Genomic DNA, 23,189 nt, shown 5'->3' on the forward strand with positions numbered 1-23,189 from the left:
AAATTTAAATGGCTGACGTCTTTTTTTATAGTTTTGTGAATAAATGATAAGTAAGAAGAAATAGAAAGGATGCCATTACTATGTTTCGTCTCTTTTTATTTTTAGTAAGTTATGGCTTAATGATCCTCTCTGTAGGGAATCTCATATTGTATTTAAATTACCGCACACTAGGTTATTCATGGAAGGTTGTTTTCAAATTTATTTTTCAAACAACAGAATTTTATATGGCGGTAGGAGCCTGTATCATCATCTGCGCAGTTGTGCTTGATTTGGGCTTTGATCGATCCTCAGACAAGCCGTAAGTTTAGCGACGTGCGCGACCAAGACCCATAGCATCTTCCATACGTTTTAATGTAGCACTAGCAATCGCATTCGCCTTTTCAGCACCTTCATCTAGAATGACATCTAATTCTGATGATTCTACTAGATGATAGAATTTCTCTTGAATAGGTGTTAGGTGTTCAATTACTGCTGTTGCTACACCCTGCTTGAATCCACCATAACCAATTCCCTCATATTTTTTGACTAAATCTTCAACGGCTACCCCTGAAATAGCTGATTCGATTGTCAATAAATTTGAAACACCTGGTTTATTTTCCACATCAAATGCAACGATGCCGTCAGAGTCAGTTACAGCTGATTTAATTTTTTTCTCAATGTCTTTCGCAGTATCTAATAAGCGAATTGTCGCTTTCGTATTTGGATCTGATTTACTCATTTTCTTTGTTGGCTCTTGTAAGGATTTAATGCGTGCGCCAGCTTTAGGTAATTGAATTTCCGGAATTGTTAAAACATCGCCAAAGCGTTTGTTAAAGCGTTCTGCAAGGTCACGAGTTAGCTCAATATGCTGCTTCTGATCATCGCCGACAGGGACAATATTTGTGTTATAAAGTAGAATGTCTGCAGCCATTAGCGGTGGATATGTTAAAAGAGCAGCAGATACGCTTTCCTTACCATGTGATTTATCTTTGAATTGTGTCATACGTTCTAGCTCACCGATAGACGCAACACATTGTAACATCCATCCTGCCTGAGCATGCGCTGGCACCTCTGATTGAATAAATAATGTCGATTTTTTAGGGTCAATGCCAGTAGCAATGTAGGTAGCAGCAAGCTTACGAATACTTTCTCGTAATTCTTTAGGATCTTGTGCAACAGTGATGGCATGTTGATCAACGATACAATAAATAGCGTTTCCTTCATCTTGTAGTGCCGGGAACTGCTTGAATGCTCCTAAATAGTTCCCTAATGTTACGATACCTGTAGGCTGTACGCCAGAAAAAATAGTTGTCATTAAAAAATTCCTCCTCGAATTCAATTGCTGTAACTTGTGTCACAGCGTTGTCTTCACCTTTCAACTTGGTGATGAAGACAAAAAAACATCATGCGTCCTCATTAGATTTTTTCTAATGAAGGGACGAATGATGTTTGAATCCGCGGTACCACCCAGCTTGCCTAAAAAGGCCACTCAGCTTCGTAACGTGAAGGGACGAGCTTTGCTAATAGCTTCAAGTAGCGTTCACAAAGCTAACTCGGAAGTCCATTCCACATGCATCCACGATCTGTTTACAGCAACCACAGACTCTCTATACGTGAATTAGCATATGTACTACTCTTCGTCAGCGTTTTTCTCAATTTAAATTGTTCAAATTGATTTGATTGCAAAGAATTATATTATAAAGATTCCTTTGTGTAAAGTCAGACTTTTGACGGTGTTTTTTTTCTAGAAAAAATTATATGCTTTTTTTGTTATGTAATTTTGTTATAAATTTATAATTTTTTATTAAAAAATTGTTTGGATGTACACATGGGATTGACAATTTTCTCGATTATTTTTCTTAAATGAGAACAACTGAGATATCTGTTTAGATGTTTAAAATGCTTTAAAAATGGGAATGGTAGTAGTAGCACATAAGTTTGAAGAAAATACATCATATTTGAAAGCTGTATGAATAGACAGAATATTTATGGATAGGTTCAGATTTTTTTATTGGAACTATATTCAAATACAGCTGAGTACTGTATAATGGTACTGTGTATTTTACATTACATTAATTCTAATTTAACACATTGGTTCTGGTTTATAGATAATGATTTTTAAATGAAAGGATGTGTCAGAATGATCGTAACCCTATTTACATCACCAAGTTGTACCTCTTGTCGTAAAGCAAAAGCTTGGTTAGAGGAGCACGAAATTCCATATACAGAACGTAATATATTTTCTGAACCGCTTAGCATAAGTGAAATAAAAAAAATTTTACGAATGACAGAAGATGGAACTGATGAAATCATTTCCACTCGTTCTAAAATATTCCAAAAATTAAATGTGGATGTTGAAAGCTTACCATTACAACGTTTATATGAATTAATTCAGGAATATCCTGGCTTACTACGTAGACCAATCATTTTAGATGAAAAACGTCTGCAGGTTGGCTACAATGAAGATGAAATTCGTCGTTTCTTACCTCGAAAAGTTCGAGCATATCAATTACAAGAAGCGCAACGAATGGTGAATTAAACCTTTCTATTCTGAATAATATATGTAATAGATGTTACAGATGTGGAATACATGTTGTGACATCTTTTTTTTATGTTTTACTTCTGTAAAACCTTCTATATGAAGTATAATAATTAATAGGGAAAAGTCATATATTTCCGTAAAAGTATGTTAAACTTGATTTAAGTTAAATAGTTTACTACAATTTCAATAATTCAAATATCTTCTGTGAAACGGTGTATATCCTTTTCATTTTATGACAGAACAGCATACAATAGAGTTAGAGACAACTGTGAACACAAAAATTCATGTTTACGGTTACTCGATGGTTTTACTGTAGTGTGGTCAAAGGTTGAAAAACAAATGCAGTATGAAGGTTAAAAACAAAGAATAAAAGCATACTAATGAAACAAACTGTTTTTCGACATATGACAGTGAAGGGAGATGAGGTCTAGTGGACATCGAACGTGTAAATGAAAATACACTCAAGCTCTTTATTACGTACAATGATATAGAGGATCGCGGCTATAGTCGTGAAGAAATTTGGTACAATCGAGCAAAGGGTGAACAACTTTTTTGGGATATGATTGATGAAGTAAACACGGAGGATTATTTTGATGTAGAGGGTCCGATTTGGATTCATATCAATGCATCTGAAGTAGGCTTAGAAATCATTGTCACACGTGCACATATTTTAAAAGACGGTGAAACATTAGATGGTCATTCGAATTTTGATGAACACAAAGATATGTTTGCACCATTCGATGAAGTTGGAGAGGATCTTCTTAGCCAACTAACTCAATTTGGTGACATGGATGAGTCAGAATTATTTATGGATACAGACATTTATGTTTATAAATTTAAAGATATTGATGAGTTAATCCCTGTCGCAAAACGAATGACAGACGAATTAGTGGATTCCTCATTATTCAAATATGAAAATTGGTACTATCTAGTTGTTGATTTCGGAAACGCAGATGAGGATTTAAATCGTCATGATAGAAATGCAGTTATCAAGGAATTTTTAACACCATCCAATTTTACAATTCATCGTCTAGAGGAGTACGGTGAAAAGATTATGGAATTCAATTGCTTTGAAACAGTTCGAAAATACTTTGCATAGGCAATGAAATACTAATTATTTTAGACTGTAGTGAAACTCGTAAATGAATCGAGTTTCGCTACAGTCCTTTTTTATGTTTTCAGCATCAAAGAGCTTGAATAAGAGCGCATTTTTAAAATTTCAAGAAAAAGGTGCTTTATTTTTGTTAGTGAAAATCCATTCTATTATAGTTGGCTAAAAAGGAGCTGATACTATGCTGATTGCCTATAACAATCAACAGCAACTATTTCTCCCATATCAATATACGAGGAAAGCTTTACAGCGATATAGGCGGCAAATGAAATTTTATTGCCCTCAATGTTTAGAACAAGTTCAATTGAAAATAGGTAACTATAATATTCCCCACTTTGCTCACTTCACAAAAAATCAATGTTCACAGCTGTTCGCAGAAGGTGAATCTAAAATACATTTACAAGGTAAAGTGCAATTATATGAGTGGCTCCAAAAGCATGGACATCAGGTGAAACTAGAACCATATTTAAAGGAGGTTTCTCAGCGCCCAGATTTGCTTGTTACACTCGATAAGGAGCAGTTTGCAGTTGAATTTCAATGTAGTACTATCTCTCATGAAAAATGGCACCAACGAACAATGGGCTATGAAAGAAACGATATACAAGCAATTTGGCTTTTTCAAACTCCACAAGGCAAAGAAGCTGTCAACGGCATCAGAAAAATTAGAATCTCTCCACTGCTGCAAAAGGCGTTTATAACGACAACGGATTTACCATATTTATTGACGTACAACCCGGTGACAGCCCAGTTTGTTTATTGGACGAATCTTCTTCATGTTCATGGGCATACTTTCATAGGTAAAGTACAGAAAATTTCGGTCGATCTACAACATTTCCCTTTTTATAGACCTCAACGTATTACCCCAGAAGAATTTCAACGCTATTGGCAGCTCTATAAACAGACTTGTAGGCAATTTGCGCATAGTCGTCTTTTACATAGCAAGAAGGGGGCACAAGATCCATTTTTACGTAATTGCTATGAATTAAATCTTTCTCTTACTGCTCTGCCACCATACATTGGTATTCCAGTGAAAGAAGGAGCAGCTATCCCTTTGTTTACGAGCGAGTGGCAAATAATGCTGTTTTATTTTAGTAAACAATTAGGACGTCTTCCATTTGAATTAACAAAGGGGCAGATGGAAAACTTTTTATGTAAGCATCAGCTGGAAGTAACCGAACAAGCACTCAGGGCTATTCAAAATTATGGGTATCTTCTTAAGCGTATGCATCATGAGGATGGTTTACTAGATAATTGTGAGCAAGTCTATGTACATTTATTTGCAATTGCCACAATATACTGAGAAAATATGAGAGTAAAAGGAAAAAAGCACATATAAAGGGGGCTGGCATATATGGCTAGTAACAGTAATCAGGTTTTGGTTCGAAAAGAAGTACCAGAAGAATTAACATGGCGCTTAGAAGACATCTTTGCAACAGATGCAGCTTGGGAAGAGGAATTGAAGGAGGTTGCAGAGCTTGCTAAACAAGCACCTAGCTATGCAGGTACTTTAAATAATGGGGCAGAGGCATTATTAGCAGCTTTACAGTATCATGATCATATATATGAACGTGCAATGAAGCTCTACACATATGCTCATATGCGCTATGATCAAGATACTACAAATAGCTTTTATCAAGATATGAACAGCCGTATTCAAACATTGGCAACGAGTATCTCAGCTGGCCTTTCCTATTTAACGCCAGAAATTCTGTCATTAAGTGAAGAAACGATTGAACGCTACTTAACAGAAAATCAAGACCTAGAACTATATAAGCAATCTTTAAAAGAAATTACAATGGCACGTCCACATGTATTACCAGCCGAACAGGAGGCATTGCTAGCGCAAATGTCTGAGGTGACAGGTACAGCTTCGAATACATTCAGCATGTTAAACAATGCCGATATGGTATTCCCTCATGTGAAAAATGAAGAGGGAGAAGAAGTACAACTTACGCATGGTAATTATATCAAGTTTTTAGAGAGCAAGGATCGCTCTGTACGTGAAGGCGCATTTAAGGCTATGTACGAAACATACGGCAAGTTTAAAAATACGTTCTCGGCTACGCTAACTGGTAATGTAAAGAAGCATAATGTAAGTGCTCGAATTCGTCATTATGAATCTGCACGCCACGCTGCCATGTCTAATAACTTCATTCCTGAAAATGTCTATGATCAGCTGGTGGAAACAATTCATAAGCATTTACCAGCTATGCAACGTTATATTTCGTTGCGTAAGAAATTATTGGGTGTAGACGAATTGCATATGTGGGATTTATTTGCGCCACTAGTTAAAGAGGTGGAAATGAAGGTCTCTTATGATGAAGCGAAAGATATTTTAGTAAAGGCTTTAGCTCCATTAGGGGAGGAATATCAAAGCATCGTTCAAAATGGACTGGATAACCGCTGGGTCGATGTTTTAGAGAATAAAGGGAAGCGTAGTGGAGCCTATTCTTCAGGCGCCTATGGTACGAATCCGTATATTTTAATGAATTGGCAGGATAATGTGAACAATCTATTTACATTAGCACATGAATTTGGCCATAGTGTTCATAGTTATTATTCACGTAACAACCAGCCTTTTGTTTATGGAGACTACTCTATTTTTGTGGCAGAGGTCGCTTCTACTTGCAATGAAGAGTTATTAAATGACTATTTACTGAAAACAATTGATGATCCACAACAAAAAATATACTTATTAAACCATTGGCTAGATGGCTTCAGAAGTACGGTATTCAGACAAACAATGTTTGCAGAGTTCGAACACCTTATTCATCAGATGGATAAGAACGGTGAATCCTTGACAGCAGATCGTTTAACAGAAGTTTACTATGAATTAAACAAAAAGTACTTCGGTGATGATATGGTGGTTGATGAGGAAATAGGCTTAGAATGGGCTCGTATTCCACACTTCTACTATAATTACTATGTTTATCAGTATGCGACTGGTAAATCAGCCGCTACAGCATTGAGTAAACAAATTTTAGAGGAGGGTGCACCAGCTGTAGAACGTTATATTAATAACTTCTTAAAAGCGGGATGCTCTGATTTCCCTATTGAGGTATTAAAGGCAGCAGGCGTTGATATGAACGTAGCTAAGCCAATTGAAGATGCATGTAAAGTATTTGAAGAACGTTTAAATGAATTAGAAAAATTATTGTTAAATAACTAATTAATTGGGCTATAGGAATGTTCCTATAGCCCAATTATTTTTATTAACAGCATAAATTAAAAGGAAAGAATAATGTTTTTTTTTGATTTCTAAATAGTTTAAAAGTGTGCATCTTGGAAAAATACTGTTTGTAATCGCTTTCTATTTGACAAATTTGTGAATCTAGTATTGGTTTCATTGCTAAATATATTATTCCATGATAGAGTAATTCTTGTGAAATAAATCACAAAACAAACATACACCCCTTTGTTTGAACGTGAACATTTCTCCCATCCCCTTTGTGAAAAAGAAGCGTCTCTATCGGTCGAGGATAGAGGCGCTTCTTTGTATTTTGCGTTATCTTGAAAAAGGGACTCCATCATGATGATTGGAGTCCCTTTTGTTTATTTTATTATTTAAGACGCCATAACGTAGCGTGAGTAGTCTGGATTCGTTCGATCTTTTGTTGCAGCATGCGTTTCTTTAGTTCACGCTCTGCTGCTTGCTCTGTTAATGAATAGATAAAAGCTATTTCATTTGTAGAAAGAGTATGGAATTTAGAAAATAAGTCCTCTATTGATGGTAAAGGCTGACGGACAAGCTGTTCGTTCAGCATTTCTTGTAAAATATGTTCATAAACTTCATAGGAATAGCTACCACTAACTTTTAGTCCCTCATCTTCAATACATTCATTGAAAAATACGATACTTGGTACTTCATCTACTTCCATTTCGCGTTTAATATATAAATCGCATTGGAAAGCACGTGCTGCCTCTTTTGAACCAAAGTCAACAGTAAACTCATTCATATCGAGTTGAACATCCTCAGCTATTTTTAAAAGCGTTGCATAGGAGTTTACATCTTGATGACTTAATAATACGTATTCTTGTAGTTTCGACAAATAACGCGCACCTGCACGTTTCCCCTGTAATTCAGCTGCTTTAATAGCGATAGAAGGTAAAACAGGGTGATTAATATCAAGTTCGATTCCTGAAATACAGCCTTTGACACGTTTACTTAAGCAATTTAAAGAAGTAAGTTCTGTACTTAAAACAAAGCGCCATGTGAAGTAATGGTTGTATTCAAGCTGTAATTTACGAAGAGTTGCTTGCATACTGAAAGCTTCAGGGCAAAGTGGATCTACGAAAATATACAATTCAATTGGCTTGTTTGCAGTAGAAATCGTTGGCGTTGGCTCTTGCAACATTTGAATATTATTCACGTAACAATTCCCCCTCATCGTCATTTGGCGTATTAACCATGTGATGAGCTGTTAATACTAAACGTTGATAATAAGTTTCACGGAACTTCCCTTCCAAACCTACCTCATCCATTGCTTCTGACATACACTCTAGCCAAGCTTGAGCGCGGTCAGGTGTAATAGGAAAATTCATGTGACGTGCACGCATCATCGGATGACCATGCTCCTCAGTAAAAAGATTTGGCCCTCCTAAATACTGTGTTTGAAATTGAATTTGTTTACGGGCTGTTTCTGTTAAATCCTTTGGAAAGATTGGAATAAGATCAGGATGCTGAGCAACTCTTTTATAGAACGCATGAATGAGTTCTGACAGTTTTTCAGCTCCCAGCTCCTCATAAGGAACAGTGTATTTTCGACTCATAAGTTATATGCTCCTTTAATTCTTTATATCGTAAAGTACCATATTGTATACTTCATCCTCATCAAATTGTGAAATTCTTGTGACTACCTTCATTCTATCAACGTCTTTTCGTTAACACAAACAAAGAGCTCTTTCGAATTGCTGTTCGCTACAAAAGCACAAATTTCACCACTATGGGTGAAATTTGTTGGAAATGACATAGATAGCAGGAAAGATGCGATTACACTGTAAAGTAATTCATCACTTTTTTGACATAATTCTGTGTTTCTTTGAAAGGAGGGATTCCTCCATATTTCGTAACACGAGATGCGCCAGCATTATAAGCTGCTAATGCTAGTGAAGGGTCATTATTAAACTTATCTAGCATTTGACGCAAATATTTTGCACCAGCCATAATATTCTGCTCTGGATCAAAAGCGTTAGTCACACCCAAATATTGTGCTGTTTTGGGCATGAGTTGCATTAAACCTTGCGCACCCGCATGGCTTACTACAGTTGGATTAAAATTAGATTCTTGTTTAATAACCGCTGCAATAAGCTTCGCGGGTATCTGATAAGTAGCGGCTGCTTTTTCAATAATGGCAGTATACTCATTTGATCCTGCTAGTGAATTAGCATATGCTGTAGAGCCTATTACATCGTCTGAAACATAGGAATCAAGTTTGTTATTAGCATATGTGTTTGCTAAAGCTTGTTTGACTGATTCAGGTATAAACACAGCATTAGACCCTTTGTAAAGTAATGATTCTAATGGACTTTGCTCCAAAGTAGCTAATTCTTTGACGAAATTTGAATTATTTGCTGTTCCTGTAGCAAGCAAGCTTGATAATTTAGCATTACTTGCTGTCGAAGTTTCTCCTAATAATTCGTTAATCATATCAGAAAAAATAGACTCATTGTCTGTGGGTGAACTTTCGCTTGATCCAAGTGTTTGCAAAGCCCGAATTTCTAGTAAAGATTTGAATGATTGAATATCCAAGGAGTCAGACACCTTCCTTTTTTCTACTTTTATAAATTTTGTGCTTTTAGTGCCTTCATAAAACGAGCAATTTTTTTATCAGTTGGTTGCTTATCAATACCATATTTTTGTAAAAATTCGTCGAAAATTATATTTCCTTTTATTGCATCTTTTGCTTCATATTCTACCTCATAATCGTCACGCTGCAAATAGAAAGAATGATCAAAAACGAGAAGTCCCTCTTTGTAAGGAATTTCGACACGATCTGTAGTGAGAGAACCAAATACATGCAATTGTTCTAAAGGAATGTGATGAAGAGCTAATCTTTTAGCTACCTCTTGAGCATAAAATCCTTTGCCATCTAACATTTGTTGCGCCTCTATTGCTGTTATTTCATCCGTCGTTTCAAGGTGAGCATGCTCGGCGTTTTTTTCTTTGAGCGTACATTCGAAATAATCACCAATTTGTCTAATACGAAGACCACTTTGTAGGTTGCGAATTGCTTGATTAGGTGTGTCAAAATAATGATTTGTTTGACGATGAATAGCATTTTGGCTAATGTGGAACTCTTGTAATAATTGCTCGTATTGTTGTTTTGTTAATAGATTTTTAAATTCAATTTCAATTTCTTGTGTCATTTATAGTCACCTATTTATTTTTTATTTTTCATCCGTTGTTTCGCTCGAATTAATATTTACACACTGCAACTATTTACCCTGTGTGCTAAAATAAGAGGAAGAGTACAACGAAAAGGGGAACCGCATGTGCGTAAAATTTATACAATAGATACATCGAATTTTGAACAAGATCAACTTCATTTTAGTTTAAACGACAATGAAGTAAATTTACAGTTAAAACCTGCTGGACAACTCATTGCAGATTCAGATGATTTTGCATTCATTTATTTACTTGATGCAGGTGAAGACTATCATTACTTGCGTTTTCCACCGAGTAGTTGGGAGAATCTTGTACATATTTTACAAAAAGGGAAAAATCCATTGCTACGAATAGGTGAAGAAGTGATTGAGCTGACAAATTTCTACGAGGAATTGGAAATGCTCGTGTATAATATTGAAGGAAATTACAATTATGGGGCAGAATTTGTCCAGGCAGTGGAACAACACTTCAAGGCTATTCTTGCTGAATAGAAAGACAAAACGAACAGACGGTGGTGTTCGATACCGATTGTCGGGAGGTTTTTACAATGGGACAATGGGAAATTTTTTTAAGTCCTTATAAACAAGCAGTAGACGAATTAAAAGTAAAATTAAAGGGCATGCGTTCGCAATTTGGTATTGTTAATGCCAATTCGCCAATTGAATTTGTTACAGGACGTGTCAAGCCTTTAGCAAGTATATATGACAAAACGTTAGAAAAAGGACTAGCTTTTGAGCCTTCTAAACAACTTGGTGATGAACTTGGTGATATTGCTGGCCTTCGGATTATGTGTCAATTTGTTGATGATATTTCAACGGTAACTGAGCTAATTCGTCAGCGAAAAGATATGCGTGTAGTGGAAGAACGCGATTATATTACACATAATAAGCCTAGTGGTTATCGCTCCTACCATATGATAGTGGAGTATCCTGTTGAAACAATTCAAGGAAAAAAAGTAGTATTAGCGGAAATACAAATCCGTACACTAGCCATGAATTTCTGGGCTTCAATAGAGCATTCTTTAAATTATAAATATAAGGGCATGTTCCCAGAAGAGATTAAGAATCGCTTGCAAAGTGCTGCCGAGGCAGCATTTCGGTTGGATGAGGAAATGTCATCCATTCGTAGTGAAATTCAAGAGGCACAGGCCTACTTTAGCGAATATAAAGAAGCATCGAATCCTAATTTACTAACGGAGAAGGAGCGTGACGCACAATGAAATTTTCGATTCAATCACGTAGAGATGCACAATCCAACGAGCTGATGGAACTTGCTAAAACCTATTTACAGGATTTTGGCTTGACCTATGATGAAGAGACGCCAGAAATTGTTGTTTCGATTGGAGGAGATGGCACACTATTGCATGCCTTTCATCGATACTCCCATTTATTAGATCAGGTAGCCTTCGTTGGTATTCATACAGGGCATTTAGGATTTTATGCGGATTGGAAACCATCTGAATTAGAAAAATTAGTTTTGTCCATTGCTAAGAAGGATTTTAATGTTGTGGAATATCCACTGCTGGAAGTAAGGGTAGAGCATCATAATGCCGAATCAAATACGTATCTTGCTTTAAACGAAGCAACCGTCAAATCGCCAGATGTTACACTTGTGATGGATGTAGAGTTAAATGGCAATCAATTTGAGCGTTTCCGTGGTGATGGTCTTTGTGTATCCACTCCCTCGGGTAGTACGGCTTATAATAAAGCTCTAGGTGGAGCCATCATACATCCTACACTAGCGGCACTCCAAGTCACTGAAATTGCCTCAATTAATAACCGCGTTTTCAGGACAGTAGGATCGCCATTAATCTTACCAGCACACCATCATTGTGTATTGCGTCCTGTAAATGAACAAAATTTTAATATGACTGTTGATCACTTGCAAATTACTCAAGGTGATGTCAAAGCCATAGCGTTTAATGTAGCAAATGAAAGAGTACGTTTTGCCCGTTTCCGACCATTCCCATTTTGGGAGCGAGTGCATGAATCATTTGTTGCAAATGAATAACGTGGATACAAGATTTACATTACAATTTGAGGCAAAGAAAAATGGCCAATTATTACGAGAGGCTCTTCAAGAGTGGCGTATTTCTAAGCGAGCTCTAACAGCTATTAAGTTTGATGGTGGCATGTTGACTGTGAATGATGTCGAACGTAATGTGAGACATATCCTGCAAGTTGGAGATTGTGTGAAAGTAACGTTTCCTCCTGAAGAAAAAAGTGAAGGGCTTGCTATCGAGCATGGAGATTTGTCCATTGTATACGAAGATGATGCCATCTTAGTGCTCAACAAACCAGCTCATCAAAGTACGATACCCTCACGAGAGCATCCAACCAACAGCATTGCAAATTTAGTTTGTGGCTATTTTCAGCAACAAGGATTGGCCTCTACGGCTCATATTGTTACAAGGCTAGACCGAGATACATCAGGTTTACTATGCATAGCTAAGCATGCTCATATTCATCATTTAACAGGGCTTGCTCAGCGTAATAGAGAGATTTCAAGACAATATGAAGCCATTGTACATGGACATGTCGAACAAAACTTTCAATCGATTATAGCTCCGATTGGTCGTAAAGAAGCTAGTATTATTGAAAGAGAAGTACGAGAAGATGGACAATATGCACATACGGATGTAAAGGTTCTGAAGCGTTTTTCACTGGGTGCTGAACCAATGACACATGTACGACTTCAATTGCATACAGGGCGTACACATCAAATTCGCGTGCACATGTCACATCTTGGACACCCACTTGTGGGGGATGACCTTTATGGTGGTAGTCGTCTTCAGATTGATCGACAAGCATTACATTGTGTATCTTTAAGTATGGAACATCCTTTAACAAGTGTGCCATTACACTTTACAAGTATGCTAAATGAAGACATGCAAAGATTACTGAAGGAATCTTCAGCATAAATTTTTGATAAAAGGAGGTGTTCGCGCAAACGAGCATCTCCTTATCATTTTTTGAATTAGGTTAAACTGCGTATTTTTTCACGAGGGAGATTCTTAATATCATAGGTTGTATGGGAGGTGAAAATTGGATGTATTGTTTATCTGCGCGTCAACAACAACTATCTTGGAGTTTGGCTAGAGAAGTAGATTATTTTTTACACCTTATTCATAACAAAGTGACAAAGGTAAGGTATAGTAAAATAGAATCGTCATGATTTTAGGCGTAATATTGAATTTTATAAAAATCTGCCCAATTGCTCATAAATATAACTTAAAAAAGAGTTTGCAGAAAAGGTACATTACACTCTATTATATAGAAGGTAGATTTACGGCAGCATTGCCCGTAAAATGATTGAAAGCTCGGAAGGAGGGGACAAGCATGATAGAGGAAAGAAATGAAAAGGATGATGTGCAATTTGATGAGGCACATCTACGAGAAATGCTGGAAGCACATAATATTGACGCATTCCGTGATGAGTTTTTAGAACTTCATCCATATGATCAGGCAACGTTTTATGAAAAGGTGGAACCTGATATAAGGAAAATCATCTATTCGTTCTTGTCTCCGACAGAAATGGCTGATATTTTTGAGGCAATCGATATTGAAGATGATGAGTATAAAGCATATCTTGCTGAAATGGATCCATCCTACGGTGCAGAAATGCTATCTCATATGTATGCGGATGATGCGGCAGATGTCTTAAATGAACTGGATACAGCACAGCGCGAAAGCTATTTAGAAATGATGGATGAAGAAGCGGCAGAAGATATTAATGAGCTACTAAGCTACGATGAATATACTGCTGGCTCTATCATGACCACTGAATATGTCGCTATACCAGAAAATTCAACAGTTCGTTCAGCTATGGCTATTTTGCGTAAAGAGGCACCAGATGCAGAGACCGTTTATTATATTTTTGTTGTGGATGAAGAACATCGTCTAACGGGTGTTATATCGTTACGTGACTTAATCATTGCTGACGAGGATACACTTATTCGGTCAATTATGAATGAACGTGTCGTGATGGTACATGTAGGCGATGACCAAGAAGAAGTTGCGCAAATTATGAAGGATTATAATTTTTTAGCGACACCTGTTATTGATGATAAAGGAGAATTACTTGGTATTATCACGGTTGACGATATTATTGATGTTATTGATGAAGAGGCTTCTGAGGATTACTCTAAATTAGCTGGTATTTCGGATATGGATAAATTTGATGTAACACCATTCCAAGCAGCTAAAAAACGTTTGCCATGGCTAGTAGTTCTACTGTTTCTAGGTATGTTAACAGCTAACCTAATGGGGCAATTTGAGGATACTTTAGATAAGGTTGCCTTACTAGCGGTCTTTATTCCATTAATTTCAGGAACTTCAGGTAATAGCGGAACACAGGCATTGGCCGTGGCCATTCGAGGGATTGCAACAGGTGATGTAGAAGAACATAGTAAATTGAAGTTACTATTACGTGAAGCAGGTACTGGCTTAATGTCAGGCATTGTTTGTGGATTAATTGTTATTGGGATCGTTTATTTTTGGAAACATGAACTTGTCCTAGGTATGTTAGTAGGGGCAGCGCTTTGTGGTTCTATTTTAGTGGCAACATTAGCTGGTTCATTTATTCCATTGTTAATGCATCGACTAAAAATTGACCCTGCTGTTGCATCTGGACCCTTTATTACTACATTAAATGATATTACAAGTATTTTAATTTATTTGGGCTTAGCGACAGTTTTCTTAAGCCAAATAGGCTAAGAACCAATTTGCTTACTTTCGCATATTGTATGGAAAAAAGGGAAGTGAGTAAAGTGGATCAAGAACCACGCTTGTTTATAAAATCACCATCATATTTTTTAAATATTTCTAAGGTGTTACATGAACTTGATTTGGATGAGAGTACATCTGTCTATGTAAAGGACACTATGTTCGATGAGCAAATAGTTGAAGAAAAAAATGAGGCAGTGGATGAAGTACAAATAGATCCTTATTTACTGAAACAGCTCCAGTTTTTAGAAAAACCATTTCGTCAGAGAGCCTATCAGCCATTATTAGTTTGTTTAAAGGATGGTAGAAAATTAACTGGGACAGCTTCAGATGTACAGAATGATTCTTTAATGCTCACATCATTAGAATTAAAAATACAGGAAATTATTCATTTTGAAGATATACAGCAAATACTTTGGCGAGGAAGAAAATTGCCAACTTTATAAAAAAAGTGTACAGCAGAGGATGCTGTACACTTTTTTTATGTGTGTGTGTCAAAGGTGAAAGAATTAGTCACAAATCCCTAAGTCAACATCAGCGATACATTGTACAGCGCAGAAGCAAGATAAATCCACAGTAATACAGCTATCTGTTGAGCTCCAGTCATCTACTTTACAGATTTTCTTCATGTTGATACAACAACCATCTTTGCTTAGTAAGTCTACTGTACTTTCACTAGAGTCAAATGTACATAATGGCTCTAAAACACGTAAAGTAGCACAGCATTCATCAAACATATCTTCTACGCGGAAGAATACGGATGTACAAATACAAGGATCTGCTGTTGGAGAGTTAAAGAATGCTTTGAAAGGAGTACCATCTTTTGTAATTAACATGAAAACACGTGTATCTGCTTGTGAGCGTGCAGGACTAACAATCCCGCCTAGTGGCTCTAAGAAACAGTTTGCTGTACATGGAGAACACTCATCTCGCACCGCTTGATTTTGAATATCTAAAATAGCGCGAACTACGTCACAAACGCAGCCTGCTGAATGGATTGGTCCAATAGGATTTGTTGGCTTACCACAACCCATATTGTCACCCCCTTTCCTTGTTACTACTTCTACAATATGTACTTTTGAAAACTGGACTCGGGCTTTTGTGTATTTCTTTGAATGAATAGTTTTTTTATGTGTGGAGAAACTGTAAAGAAAAGGAGGGTAAAACTTGAGGCTACTAGGAATGACGTTACCTCTCTTAGTTGTTTTATCGCTGTTAAATGGTTGTGCTGAAAAGGAAAAATTTATCGTCTATGGGTCTACACAAAATGAAAGTGAAGTCGAAGCCCTTATAAAAGAAGAAGACTATGTTGATCGTTCAACGGTTATCCAATATGACGATAGTATGCTTGTTGCAGTACAAATTAAACCATGGGAGAAGTGGAAAAAAACTAAGTTAGAGAAAAAGTTGCAAAAGAAATTTGAAAAGAAATATCCAAACAAGGATGTGTTTGTCTCCGCTGATTACAAAATTTTTTATGAAGCCAATAAAATAAAAAAGGATCAGATGGAAGATACTAAATTAAGCGATAAAATTACAGAACTAAAAGAGCTTGCAAAGGAGGAGACATAAATGGAAAAAGAGCAATATCAACAGTTAGAGCAAAATGTTACACCAAAGCCCCCTTATTTAAAGAATGTAGCAAAGGCCTTTTTCGTTGGCGGTTTTATTTGTGCAATTGGTCAAGCTGTGTCTCTTTTTTATATTATTTTCTTCAATTTTACAGAGGCGACAGCAGGAAATCCAACTGTTGCAACAGTGGTGTTTTTTTCCATGATTTTAACAGGTCTTGGCCTTTATAAAAGAATTGGTCAATTTGCTGGGGCTGGATCGGCAGTACCAGTAACAGGCTTTGGTAATGCTGTTGTTTCGGCAGCTATTGAGCATCGTTCTGAAGGGTTAGTATTGGGAGTCGGCGGAAATTTATTTAAATTAGCAGGATCGGTTGTATTATTTGGTGTAGTGTCTGCATTTTTTGTAGCACTCATTAAGTATATCCTCGTAACGATAGGAGTGGTTTCATGGTAATTTTATTTCAAACGAAGCCCTCTCTTTTAGCTGGTGGAGTGGTAGCGGGTCCTTTAGAGAATCGGAGTGTTTTTAGTCAGTATTTTGACTCCGTTTATGATGATGAACGTTGGCAAATGAAAACAAATGAACAGGGTCATCGTAAAATGATCGAAGAGGCCTGTGAATATGCTATGAAAAAAATGGGTGTACAAAAAGGTGATATCGATTATTTGATGGGCGGAGATTTAGTCAATCAAATGACACCGACTAATTTTGCTGCTAGAGATTTAGAAATTCCTTTTATTGGACTATTTTCTGCATGTGCCACTTCCGTTTCTTCAGTAATTATTGCATGCCTATTAACAGAGTTAGGTGCTGCTAATTTTTCATTAGCAGGTGCCTCTAGTCAACATAATGCAATTGAACGCCAGTTTCGTTACCCGATCAATTATGGAGCACAAAAACCACAAACAGCTCAATGGACTGTAACTGCTGCTGGTTATGCGCTAATTGGGAAACATCGCGAGGAGTATCCATCTATAGAAGCAGCAACAATTGGCAAATCCGTTGACTATGGTATGGATGATCCTTTCCATATGGGTGCAGCAATGGCACCTGCAGCTTTTCAGACGATTCAATCACATTTACAACAGAGAAACCAAAAAATTTATCATTATGATTTAATTTTAACAGGCGATTTGGGCCAGCTTGGCTTAAAGCTATTAAAAGGAATGCTTGTGGAAAATGGCGTGAAAAATGAAGAGCTCACGTTATTACGTGATGCAGGTGCTGAATTTTATGGACAGGATGAAGCATTCCAATCTGGTGCAAGTGGTGCAGGCTGTTCGGCAGCTGTTTTTTTTAGTTATGTTATTCAACAAATGCGTGCAGGGAGCTATAAGCGAGTATTACTAGTAGCAACGGGGGCGCTATTATCCCCGCTATCCTATCAGCAAGGTGAGACGATTCCATGTACGGCACATGCGATAGAAATTACGATGAAATGAGGCAAAAAACATGGTTATGACTTTTATATTTGCATTTATTGTTGGAGGCATTATTTGCGTCATAGGCCAATTATTAATGGACGTTGGCAATTTAACACCAGCACATACATTAAGTACGTTAGTGGTTGTAGGCGCTATATTGGATGGTATGGGCTTATATGAGCCATTAATTAATTTTGCTGGAGCAGGGGCGACAGTACCCATTACATCCTTCGGGAATTCATTAACACATGGTGCTCTGGCAGAGGCAGAAAAACATGGACTTGTAGGCGTATTAACAGGCATGTTCGAGGTAACAAGCTCAGGAATCAGTGCTGCTATTGTGTTCGGCTTTATTGGTGCATTAATATTTAGACCAAAAGGAAATATTGACTAGACGAATACCCCTCCCATTTTTACGACCGAAACATATTATAGGTTGTAGAAGGGAGGGGTGCTTTTATGGGATACCAAGGCTGGGGCTCACAACCGTATGGAAATAACGTTGGTGGGTGGAACAATAGCTACTGCGGAGGTTACTCTGGAGGCAACAACTATGGTTATGGTTCTACATTTGTTCTAATTGTTGTACTATTCATTTTATTAATTATTGTTGGCGCTACTTACATCTAATTTGATGAACATAATAAAGGCTTTAGCTTTTATTTAGGAAATTCTAAATAAGGTTAAGGCCTCCACCATTTGCGAAATGTTTCGTGCAAGAAGCAAGGTCATATTGAGTTTTAATGATAGGAGGGAAAACATGCATCGCTCGTTTTTTAATTCGATTGAGCAAAAAACAGGTGTATCGATGGATGAAATCTTCGCATTAGCCAATGCCATTCAACATGCGGATTTTACCAGTGAAAAACAAGTAAGAAAAATTGTACGACGAGTTGCTAAAATATCTAACAGATCGATTACGCAAGAGTTAGAAGATAAATTAGTACAATCTATTATTCAAGATGGCGCATCACTAGATTTCGATAAAATCACTAGAATGATGAAGTAGCGCATGGCATATCTACTTGGCAATGCAGCTTGTTACGATAGAGTAGATAAATGGTGGCAAGCGAATTCGTCTCATAAAAAAGGGGTGTTACGACATTATAAATATCGTAACACCCTTTCATTAAATGTTCTTCTCCATAGCACGGTGTGGAATACCTGCATCCATAAACTCGGGTGAGGTAACTGTAAAGCCTAGCTTTTCGTAGAAGGGAATAGCATAGCTTTGTGCATGAAGTTTTAAGGTTTTTTTATTAATGGAAATAGCGTGCTTCTCCATTTCCTTCATGATTAATGCGCCTAACTTTTTGCCACGTTGGGATTGTAAAATACAAACACGCTCAATTTTAGCTGTATTGTTGTCAATACTGCGTAAACGTGCTGCTCCAACAGGCTCATCGTTATCATACATAATAAAATGTGTTGCAGTTGCATCTTCAGCATCACATTCTAGATGAAGCGGAACACCTTGCTCTTCAACAAATACTTTTTTGCGAATAGCAAAGGCATCATCGTGTTCTTGCTTTGTTTCAACAATTTTAACGGTATACAACAATCACTCAGCTCCAGACAAACGGAATGTTTCGTATGTTGTCCATGAACCATCTTCTAATTGATATAAAAGATGAATGCGATCAATTGTATCTTTTTCATCAACGCCTGTCATGCGTAATTGACCAAAAATGTCATCATGCTCTGAGTCTGTCATTTTTTGAGCGATTGTAATATGTGGAACAAATACATGTTTCATTTCACCATGAGGGATTTTTTCTTGAAGCTCATGTTGGAATGCTGCTAATTGTTCTGTTGGTTCAATGCGGAAGTAAATCGCATTTGTTGTAGGGAAAAACGAACTAATGCGAGATGCATGAATGTTTAAAGGTGCATATTTGGCAGCAAGTTCATCTAATTGCTTGACGATGGTTTGAATCTCTTCTTCAGACGCATCGAAGCTGTCCTTTAATGTCATATGCGGTGTAATCTTTGCATAATGAGGATCGTATCGTTTACGATAAGTATTCGCTAAATCTTGCAATTTTTTTGATGGAAATGCCACAATACCGTACTTCATAGACCATTACCTCCCGAAAATAAACAATTTTTCTAATTAAGTATAACAGAAATTTCAGTTTTCGTAATTTGAATCGCTTCATATTAATTGAAATTTTCAATTAATGCACGTCGAAGATCTGGTTTCCAATATTTCCATGTATGATTACCATCGAACTCGTCATAAAATGTAGTAAACCCTTTATTTATCATGAGATCATGCAATTGACGATTAGGTGTTAAAAAATCTTTGATGGTTTTATCCATTGTCACAACCTGATCCTCGCCTTTGCCTACGATATGGTAAATAGAAATAGATCCTGGATCTTTAAAATTTTCCACGGCCTTTAATACATCAGCATCTACATAAGGTGATTGTAGGATGACTTTGCCAAAGATGCTTGGATACTTTAAAGCAGCCATTAAGGAAGCAGTGGCAGCCATAGAGTCACCAATCACTCCACGACTCATACCCATTTGGTAAGTGGCATACTCCTGATCTAAATAAGGCACTAGCTCATGTGCTAAAAAGCGAAGATAGGCTTCATGTTGCTCACCGCTCGGGATATATTTATGACGTCGATCTTTTATGTCTTTGTAAGGAACAAATGCAATAATTAAATTTTCGATTTCATAGTCATCAATCAGTTCATCAGCTAGCTTTGTAATACCACCAAGTTGGAAATAATCTTTACCGTCTGATGCGATTAAAATGTTGTATTTATATAGTGGAGAATAATTTGCAGGAACATAAATATAGAGCTGTAATTCTTCCTGTAATGACTCACTGTAAAATGTTAAATCCTGTACTGTTCCCTTATCCAATGATGACACTCCTTCTTGTGTTTGTAACAAAATTGTACCATATTACGTAAGTAAAGGTATAATAGGTTGGGCTAGCATTATACTAGCAATAAAAATCGAAATGAGGGTTAAATATGCATAATAAAAGTATTCGTGTGCACTCTGACGAAGTAGCAAAGGCAGCTCAAGCCGCGTTAATTCGTAGAGGTGTAGCGATAGAGGATATCGCGCAAATTGTTTACGAAATGCAAAAAACCTATAATGAAGGTTTAACACTAGAGCATTGTGTTCATTCTGTTGAACGTGTATTACGTAAGCGAGAAGTGCAACATGCTTTATTAGTAGGGATTGAATTAGATGAATTAGCAGAGAAAAAATTATTATCTTCACCACTACAACAAATTATCGAATCAGATGAAGGTCTATTTGGTGTAGACGAAACAATTGCACTAGGATCTGTATTTACATATGGCAGCATTGCCGTTACTACTTTTGGTCATTTAGACAAGCAGAAAATAGGGATTATTAAAAAACTGGATACAGAACCCGGACATCATGTCAACACGTTCTTAGATGATTTGGTTGGTAGTATAGCAGCGTCAGCAGCTTCCCGTATTGCACATCGTATGCGTGACCTAGAAGAAGAAGGCGAAACATTCGCTGATATCGAACCTGAAGAGCTAGGACCAAAACCAAAATCACATAATGAAATTTAAAATGAGTTTCTTCTATATAAAAGTGAGCCTTCTCAAATTTTGAGAAGGCTCTAATTTGTATTACTTTTTATCGTTATATGCTTTTACCAATTCTTTTACTTTTTCGCTATCTGCTTCAAGTTTTAAACCAGTATCAATTAATGGAGAGACTGTGGATACAGCTGGTTTTTTATTGCCTTGATAATAGCTAATGAATTCATCTTGGTTAATAGAGTATAGAATTGCTTTACGTAAATCTGCTGAATCAGAAACCGCACGGCCAGATGTATTCATTTGTAGGTAAGACACAGCATTACTATCTGCCGTATTTAATGTTAATTTAGCATCTGATTTGACAATATCCAGTTTCGTTTCTGGTACTGTTTGCAGAACATGAATTTCACCATTACGTAATGCAGATAGGGCACTATCAACATCAGAGATAAAACGGACATTGATTTTAGCAATTTTTGGCTCATATTCGCTACCAGCTCGATAAGCAGGATTTTTCACAAACTGTGCTTCATAATCATTTTTCTTCACTAAAATGTAAGGACCACTTGCATATAACTGGTTATTGAATGTAGCTGAACCTTCCGTTACAGTAGCTTGATCACCATAGGCAATGTCCTTGTCAGGGTTGTAGTTAGCCACATCATACGTATTAACACTTGTTACTTGTTTTTCAGATACGATACCACCAGATTGGTGTGCTAAATAGTTTAATACTTGTGGGAAAGGTGTAGGTGTTGTAATTTTAACAACTTGGTATGCACCTGCTGCATTATTAACAGCACCTTTATCTTTTGCTAATTGCGCTACAGAAGCAGGTAGGTTTTGTGATAATGCTTCTAAAACGGATTGCTCAGAGCCTGCTACTTTTTTATTTTGTAATTCAGTTAAATCAGAAACGATTTCGACTGTTTCAATGTTTTCATGAATGCTGTAAGTACGATGATCTGGTACTGAATTAGCGTCTTTCGCACGGTTTAATGAAAAGACTACATCTTCAGCTGACACTAATTCACCTGAATCAACAGCTGCACCATCTTTCACTGCTGCAAAATTGATATCATCTCGTAAAATGAAGTAATATTCTTGATTCCCTTCAGCCATTACATGGTTGTAAGATAATGAACCATCTGACACAACTTCATCTGTGTCTGTTAAGTTAACAAGACGAACATACATATTCGTGTTTAATGTGTTGATTGAACCATCATTCCCTTTGATTGGGTCTAGTGAAGTAAGAGAATTGATTGTTTGGTGTAAAATTAAAGGTTCTGTTGTATTTTTAGATGTATCATTAAATTCTATTTTTTCCCAAACTTGTGCTCGAGATTTTGGTAAAAGTACTGTTTTAGGGTTTACAAGTTCAGAGTAGATACCTTGATACTTATTGGAAATATATAAAGGCGCAATATAAGCTTCATCGAATACTAATAATTGTTCTAAATCTTTATATTTAGCTGCTGCTTCTTCACCAGTCAATGTACTCGCTTCATCAATCAATGCATCTAGTTTTGAATCTGCCACCACACTGTAGTCACCGCCAGTTTTAAATAAACCACGAACAGCATAGTCTGGGTTCCCTGTAACTGTCGTCCAGCTTGAAAGAGCAAGATCATAATTACCTGCTTCTTTTTGAGCAGAGAAAGAACCGTAATCAGGTTGAATATTTAGCTTTACATCAAAACCATTTTTCACTAATTGGTCACGCACAATATTCATATCTTCTTCAGAAGCTGCCATCCCTAATACTTCAATGGCAACCTTGCCATTGCTCTTGTCACTATCTTTTGAATCTTTACTGCCTTCTACGTCAGTTTTTGTTTGTACACAGCCAGCCAAAGCTAGTACTGCAACGAATAAAAATACAAGTAATTTCTTCATAG

28 protein-coding genes and 1 other annotated feature are annotated in these 23,189 nt (G+C 36.8%); of the genes, 18 read left to right on the forward strand and 10 right to left on the reverse strand.

Annotated elements, in window-relative coordinates; all coding sequences use genetic code 11:
• The first annotated feature begins 80 nt into the window (after positions 1–80).
• Positions 81–302 carry a hypothetical protein gene (locus tag MKY76_RS03850; protein ID WP_016994330.1) on the forward strand — a complete coding sequence of 74 codons (222 nt, stop codon included), beginning with the start codon at positions 81–83 and terminating at the stop codon, positions 300–302.
• Between the two features lie 2 nt (positions 303–304).
• Here MKY76_RS03850 and trpS read toward each other — a convergent pair whose 3' ends face one another.
• Positions 305–1,294, reverse strand: a complete 990-nt coding sequence (gene trpS / locus MKY76_RS03855; protein WP_048392030.1) for a tryptophan--tRNA ligase — start codon at positions 1,292–1,294, stop codon at positions 305–307.
• A gap of 116 nt (positions 1,295–1,410) precedes the next feature.
• Positions 1,411–1,632 (reverse strand) — a binding site (T-box leader).
• 490 nt (positions 1,633–2,122) lie between these two features.
• Between trpS and spxA the strand changes: the two genes are divergently transcribed.
• The 4 genes from spxA (at position 2,123) to pepF (ending at position 6,801) form a co-directional block, all read left to right on the forward strand.
• On the forward strand, positions 2,123–2,518 hold the full coding sequence (gene spxA / locus MKY76_RS03860) for a transcriptional regulator SpxA (RefSeq protein ID WP_025116803.1): 396 nt from the start codon (positions 2,123–2,125) through the stop codon (positions 2,516–2,518).
• A 433-nt stretch (positions 2,519–2,951) separates the two neighbouring features.
• The gene (gene mecA, locus MKY76_RS03865; RefSeq protein ID WP_004227456.1) at positions 2,952–3,620 is read left to right on the forward strand and encodes an adaptor protein MecA; all 669 of its coding nucleotides are present in this window, start codon (positions 2,952–2,954) and stop codon (positions 3,618–3,620) included.
• Between the two features lie 193 nt (positions 3,621–3,813).
• Positions 3,814–4,932 (forward strand): competence protein CoiA family protein, encoded by a 1,119-nt coding sequence (locus tag MKY76_RS03870; protein WP_103117493.1) that lies wholly within the window; start codon positions 3,814–3,816, stop codon positions 4,930–4,932.
• Positions 4,933–4,983: 51 nt separating this feature from the next.
• Positions 4,984–6,801, forward strand: coding sequence for an oligoendopeptidase F (gene pepF / locus MKY76_RS03875; RefSeq protein ID WP_103117494.1), 1,818 nt, complete (start codon positions 4,984–4,986; stop codon positions 6,799–6,801).
• Positions 6,802–7,192: 391 nt separating this feature from the next.
• Here the strand turns inward: pepF and MKY76_RS03880 are convergent, their stop codons facing one another.
• From MKY76_RS03880 to MKY76_RS03895, 4 genes are all read right to left on the reverse strand, one after another.
• Positions 7,193–8,002: a DsbA family protein gene (locus MKY76_RS03880; RefSeq protein WP_004227450.1), complete on the reverse strand. Its 810-nt coding sequence runs from the start codon at positions 8,000–8,002 to the stop codon at positions 7,193–7,195.
• Entirely contained in the window at positions 7,995–8,402 is a 408-nt protein-coding gene (locus MKY76_RS03885) for a hemoglobin (protein ID WP_004227447.1), read from the reverse strand. Before MKY76_RS03885 ends, MKY76_RS03880 begins: the two co-directional genes overlap by 8 nt.
• Before the next feature lie 220 nt (positions 8,403–8,622).
• On the reverse strand, positions 8,623–9,381 hold the full coding sequence (locus MKY76_RS03890) for a lytic transglycosylase domain-containing protein (protein ID WP_048392027.1): 759 nt from the start codon (positions 9,379–9,381) through the stop codon (positions 8,623–8,625).
• A 29-nt stretch (positions 9,382–9,410) separates the two neighbouring features.
• The gene (locus MKY76_RS03895; protein ID WP_103117496.1) at positions 9,411–9,998 is read right to left on the reverse strand and encodes a CYTH domain-containing protein; all 588 of its coding nucleotides are present in this window, start codon (positions 9,996–9,998) and stop codon (positions 9,411–9,413) included.
• 126 nt (positions 9,999–10,124) lie between these two features.
• On the opposite strand from MKY76_RS03895, the gene MKY76_RS03900 reads away from it, so the two are divergent.
• The 6 genes from MKY76_RS03900 to MKY76_RS03925 all read left to right on the forward strand — a co-directional run bounded on the left by MKY76_RS03900 (position 10,125) and on the right by MKY76_RS03925 (position 15,187).
• A complete protein-coding gene (locus tag MKY76_RS03900; protein WP_004227440.1) occupies positions 10,125–10,508 on the forward strand; it encodes a hypothetical protein in 384 nt (127 codons plus the stop codon).
• 56 nt (positions 10,509–10,564) lie between these two features.
• On the forward strand, positions 10,565–11,236 hold the full coding sequence (locus tag MKY76_RS03905; RefSeq protein ID WP_004227437.1) for a GTP pyrophosphokinase family protein: 672 nt from the start codon (positions 10,565–10,567) through the stop codon (positions 11,234–11,236).
• On the forward strand, positions 11,233–12,027 hold the full coding sequence (locus tag MKY76_RS03910) for an NAD kinase (RefSeq protein ID WP_004227435.1): 795 nt from the start codon (positions 11,233–11,235) through the stop codon (positions 12,025–12,027). The genes MKY76_RS03905 and MKY76_RS03910 overlap by 4 nt, the downstream gene beginning before the upstream one ends.
• Complete coding sequence (locus MKY76_RS03915) at positions 12,002–12,937, forward strand: RluA family pseudouridine synthase (protein ID WP_342557447.1); 936 nt, start codon at positions 12,002–12,004, stop codon at positions 12,935–12,937. Before MKY76_RS03910 ends, MKY76_RS03915 begins: the two co-directional genes overlap by 26 nt.
• Positions 12,938–13,355: 418 nt before the next feature.
• On the forward strand, positions 13,356–14,732 hold the full coding sequence (mgtE, locus tag MKY76_RS03920) for a magnesium transporter (protein WP_048392024.1): 1,377 nt from the start codon (positions 13,356–13,358) through the stop codon (positions 14,730–14,732).
• Positions 14,733–14,785: 53 nt separating this feature from the next.
• The gene (locus tag MKY76_RS03925; RefSeq protein ID WP_257961533.1) at positions 14,786–15,187 is read left to right on the forward strand and encodes a hypothetical protein; all 402 of its coding nucleotides are present in this window, start codon (positions 14,786–14,788) and stop codon (positions 15,185–15,187) included.
• A gap of 63 nt (positions 15,188–15,250) precedes the next feature.
• Here MKY76_RS03925 and MKY76_RS03930 read toward each other — a convergent pair whose 3' ends face one another.
• Complete coding sequence (locus tag MKY76_RS03930) at positions 15,251–15,775, reverse strand: CotY/CotZ family spore coat protein (protein ID WP_004230953.1); 525 nt, start codon at positions 15,773–15,775, stop codon at positions 15,251–15,253.
• 133 nt (positions 15,776–15,908) lie between these two features.
• On the opposite strand from MKY76_RS03930, the gene MKY76_RS03935 reads away from it, so the two are divergent.
• From MKY76_RS03935 to MKY76_RS03960, 6 genes are all read left to right on the forward strand, one after another.
• Positions 15,909–16,313, forward strand: coding sequence for a YhcN/YlaJ family sporulation lipoprotein (locus MKY76_RS03935; RefSeq protein ID WP_257961534.1), 405 nt, complete (start codon positions 15,909–15,911; stop codon positions 16,311–16,313).
• Positions 16,314–16,769, forward strand: a complete 456-nt coding sequence (gene spoVAC / locus MKY76_RS03940) for a stage V sporulation protein AC (RefSeq protein WP_016994343.1) — start codon at positions 16,314–16,316, stop codon at positions 16,767–16,769. It abuts the gene before it with no gap.
• Entirely contained in the window at positions 16,763–17,758 is a 996-nt protein-coding gene (locus MKY76_RS03945; RefSeq protein ID WP_036076668.1) for a stage V sporulation protein AD, read from the forward strand. The genes spoVAC and MKY76_RS03945 overlap by 7 nt, the downstream gene beginning before the upstream one ends.
• Before the next feature lie 10 nt (positions 17,759–17,768).
• Positions 17,769–18,134 carry a stage V sporulation protein AE gene (spoVAE, locus tag MKY76_RS03950; protein ID WP_016994345.1) on the forward strand — a complete coding sequence of 122 codons (366 nt, stop codon included), beginning with the start codon at positions 17,769–17,771 and terminating at the stop codon, positions 18,132–18,134.
• 65 nt (positions 18,135–18,199) lie between these two features.
• Positions 18,200–18,370 carry a YjcZ family sporulation protein gene (locus tag MKY76_RS03955; protein ID WP_009374137.1) on the forward strand — a complete coding sequence of 57 codons (171 nt, stop codon included), beginning with the start codon at positions 18,200–18,202 and terminating at the stop codon, positions 18,368–18,370.
• A gap of 130 nt (positions 18,371–18,500) precedes the next feature.
• Positions 18,501–18,749 (forward strand): stage VI sporulation protein F, encoded by a 249-nt coding sequence (locus MKY76_RS03960; RefSeq protein ID WP_004230969.1) that lies wholly within the window; start codon positions 18,501–18,503, stop codon positions 18,747–18,749.
• A 120-nt stretch (positions 18,750–18,869) separates the two neighbouring features.
• Here the strand turns inward: MKY76_RS03960 and MKY76_RS03965 are convergent, their stop codons facing one another.
• The 3 genes from MKY76_RS03965 to MKY76_RS03975 form a co-directional block, all read right to left on the reverse strand.
• Positions 18,870–19,298: a GNAT family N-acetyltransferase gene (locus MKY76_RS03965; RefSeq protein ID WP_026023480.1), complete on the reverse strand. Its 429-nt coding sequence runs from the start codon at positions 19,296–19,298 to the stop codon at positions 18,870–18,872.
• Between the two features lie 3 nt (positions 19,299–19,301).
• A complete protein-coding gene (locus MKY76_RS03970; RefSeq protein ID WP_036076666.1) occupies positions 19,302–19,817 on the reverse strand; it encodes a YjcG family protein in 516 nt (171 codons plus the stop codon).
• Between the two features lie 83 nt (positions 19,818–19,900).
• Entirely contained in the window at positions 19,901–20,620 is a 720-nt protein-coding gene (locus MKY76_RS03975) for an alpha/beta hydrolase-fold protein (RefSeq protein ID WP_054549789.1), read from the reverse strand.
• Between the two features lie 113 nt (positions 20,621–20,733).
• Here MKY76_RS03975 and MKY76_RS03980 point away from each other — a divergent pair, with 113 nt between their 5' ends.
• Positions 20,734–21,315 (forward strand): phosphatidylglycerophosphatase A, encoded by a 582-nt coding sequence (locus MKY76_RS03980; RefSeq protein ID WP_054549790.1) that lies wholly within the window; start codon positions 20,734–20,736, stop codon positions 21,313–21,315.
• 60 nt (positions 21,316–21,375) lie between these two features.
• On the opposite strand, the gene MKY76_RS03985 is transcribed toward MKY76_RS03980, so the two are convergent.
• Positions 21,376–23,187, reverse strand: a complete 1,812-nt coding sequence (locus MKY76_RS03985) for an ABC transporter substrate-binding protein (protein WP_054549791.1) — start codon at positions 23,185–23,187, stop codon at positions 21,376–21,378.
• Positions 23,188–23,189: the final 2 nt, after the last annotated feature.

The organism is Lysinibacillus sp. FSL P4-0201, from assembly GCF_038593425.1.
Taxonomy (GTDB): domain Bacteria; phylum Bacillota; class Bacilli; order Bacillales_A; family Planococcaceae; genus Lysinibacillus; species Lysinibacillus capsici.

Bases quoted from the DNA above. Each gene is read 5' to 3' on its own strand.
- MKY76_RS03960 (WP_004230969.1), top strand. From the start codon at position 18,501: ATGCATCGCTCGTTTTTTAATTCGATTGAGCAAAAAACAGGTGTATCG.
- spoVAC (WP_016994343.1), top strand. From the start codon at position 16,314: ATGGAAAAAGAGCAATATCAACAGTTAGAGCAAAATGTTACACCAAAG.
- MKY76_RS03955 (WP_009374137.1), top strand. From the start codon at position 18,200: ATGGGATACCAAGGCTGGGGCTCACAACCGTATGGAAATAACGTTGGT.
- MKY76_RS03850 (WP_016994330.1), top strand. From the start codon at position 81: ATGTTTCGTCTCTTTTTATTTTTAGTAAGTTATGGCTTAATGATCCTC.
- spoVAE (WP_016994345.1), top strand. From the start codon at position 17,769: ATGGTTATGACTTTTATATTTGCATTTATTGTTGGAGGCATTATTTGC.
- MKY76_RS03945 (WP_036076668.1), top strand. From the start codon at position 16,763: ATGGTAATTTTATTTCAAACGAAGCCCTCTCTTTTAGCTGGTGGAGTG.
- MKY76_RS03980 (WP_054549790.1), top strand. From the start codon at position 20,734: ATGCATAATAAAAGTATTCGTGTGCACTCTGACGAAGTAGCAAAGGCA.
- MKY76_RS03930 (WP_004230953.1), bottom strand. From the start codon at position 15,775: ATGGGTTGTGGTAAGCCAACAAATCCTATTGGACCAATCCATTCAGCA.
- trpS (WP_048392030.1), bottom strand. From the start codon at position 1,294: ATGACAACTATTTTTTCTGGCGTACAGCCTACAGGTATCGTAACATTA.
- pepF (WP_103117494.1), top strand. From the start codon at position 4,984: ATGGCTAGTAACAGTAATCAGGTTTTGGTTCGAAAAGAAGTACCAGAA.
- MKY76_RS03870 (WP_103117493.1), top strand. From the start codon at position 3,814: ATGCTGATTGCCTATAACAATCAACAGCAACTATTTCTCCCATATCAA.
- MKY76_RS03915 (WP_342557447.1), top strand. From the start codon at position 12,002: ATGAATCATTTGTTGCAAATGAATAACGTGGATACAAGATTTACATTA.
- mgtE (WP_048392024.1), top strand. From the start codon at position 13,356: ATGATAGAGGAAAGAAATGAAAAGGATGATGTGCAATTTGATGAGGCA.
- MKY76_RS03910 (WP_004227435.1), top strand. From the start codon at position 11,233: ATGAAATTTTCGATTCAATCACGTAGAGATGCACAATCCAACGAGCTG.
- MKY76_RS03885 (WP_004227447.1), bottom strand. From the start codon at position 8,402: ATGAGTCGAAAATACACTGTTCCTTATGAGGAGCTGGGAGCTGAAAAA.
- MKY76_RS03985 (WP_054549791.1), bottom strand. From the start codon at position 23,187: ATGAAGAAATTACTTGTATTTTTATTCGTTGCAGTACTAGCTTTGGCT.
- MKY76_RS03905 (WP_004227437.1), top strand. From the start codon at position 10,565: ATGGGACAATGGGAAATTTTTTTAAGTCCTTATAAACAAGCAGTAGAC.
- MKY76_RS03895 (WP_103117496.1), bottom strand. From the start codon at position 9,998: ATGACACAAGAAATTGAAATTGAATTTAAAAATCTATTAACAAAACAA.
- MKY76_RS03970 (WP_036076666.1), bottom strand. From the start codon at position 19,817: ATGAAGTACGGTATTGTGGCATTTCCATCAAAAAAATTGCAAGATTTA.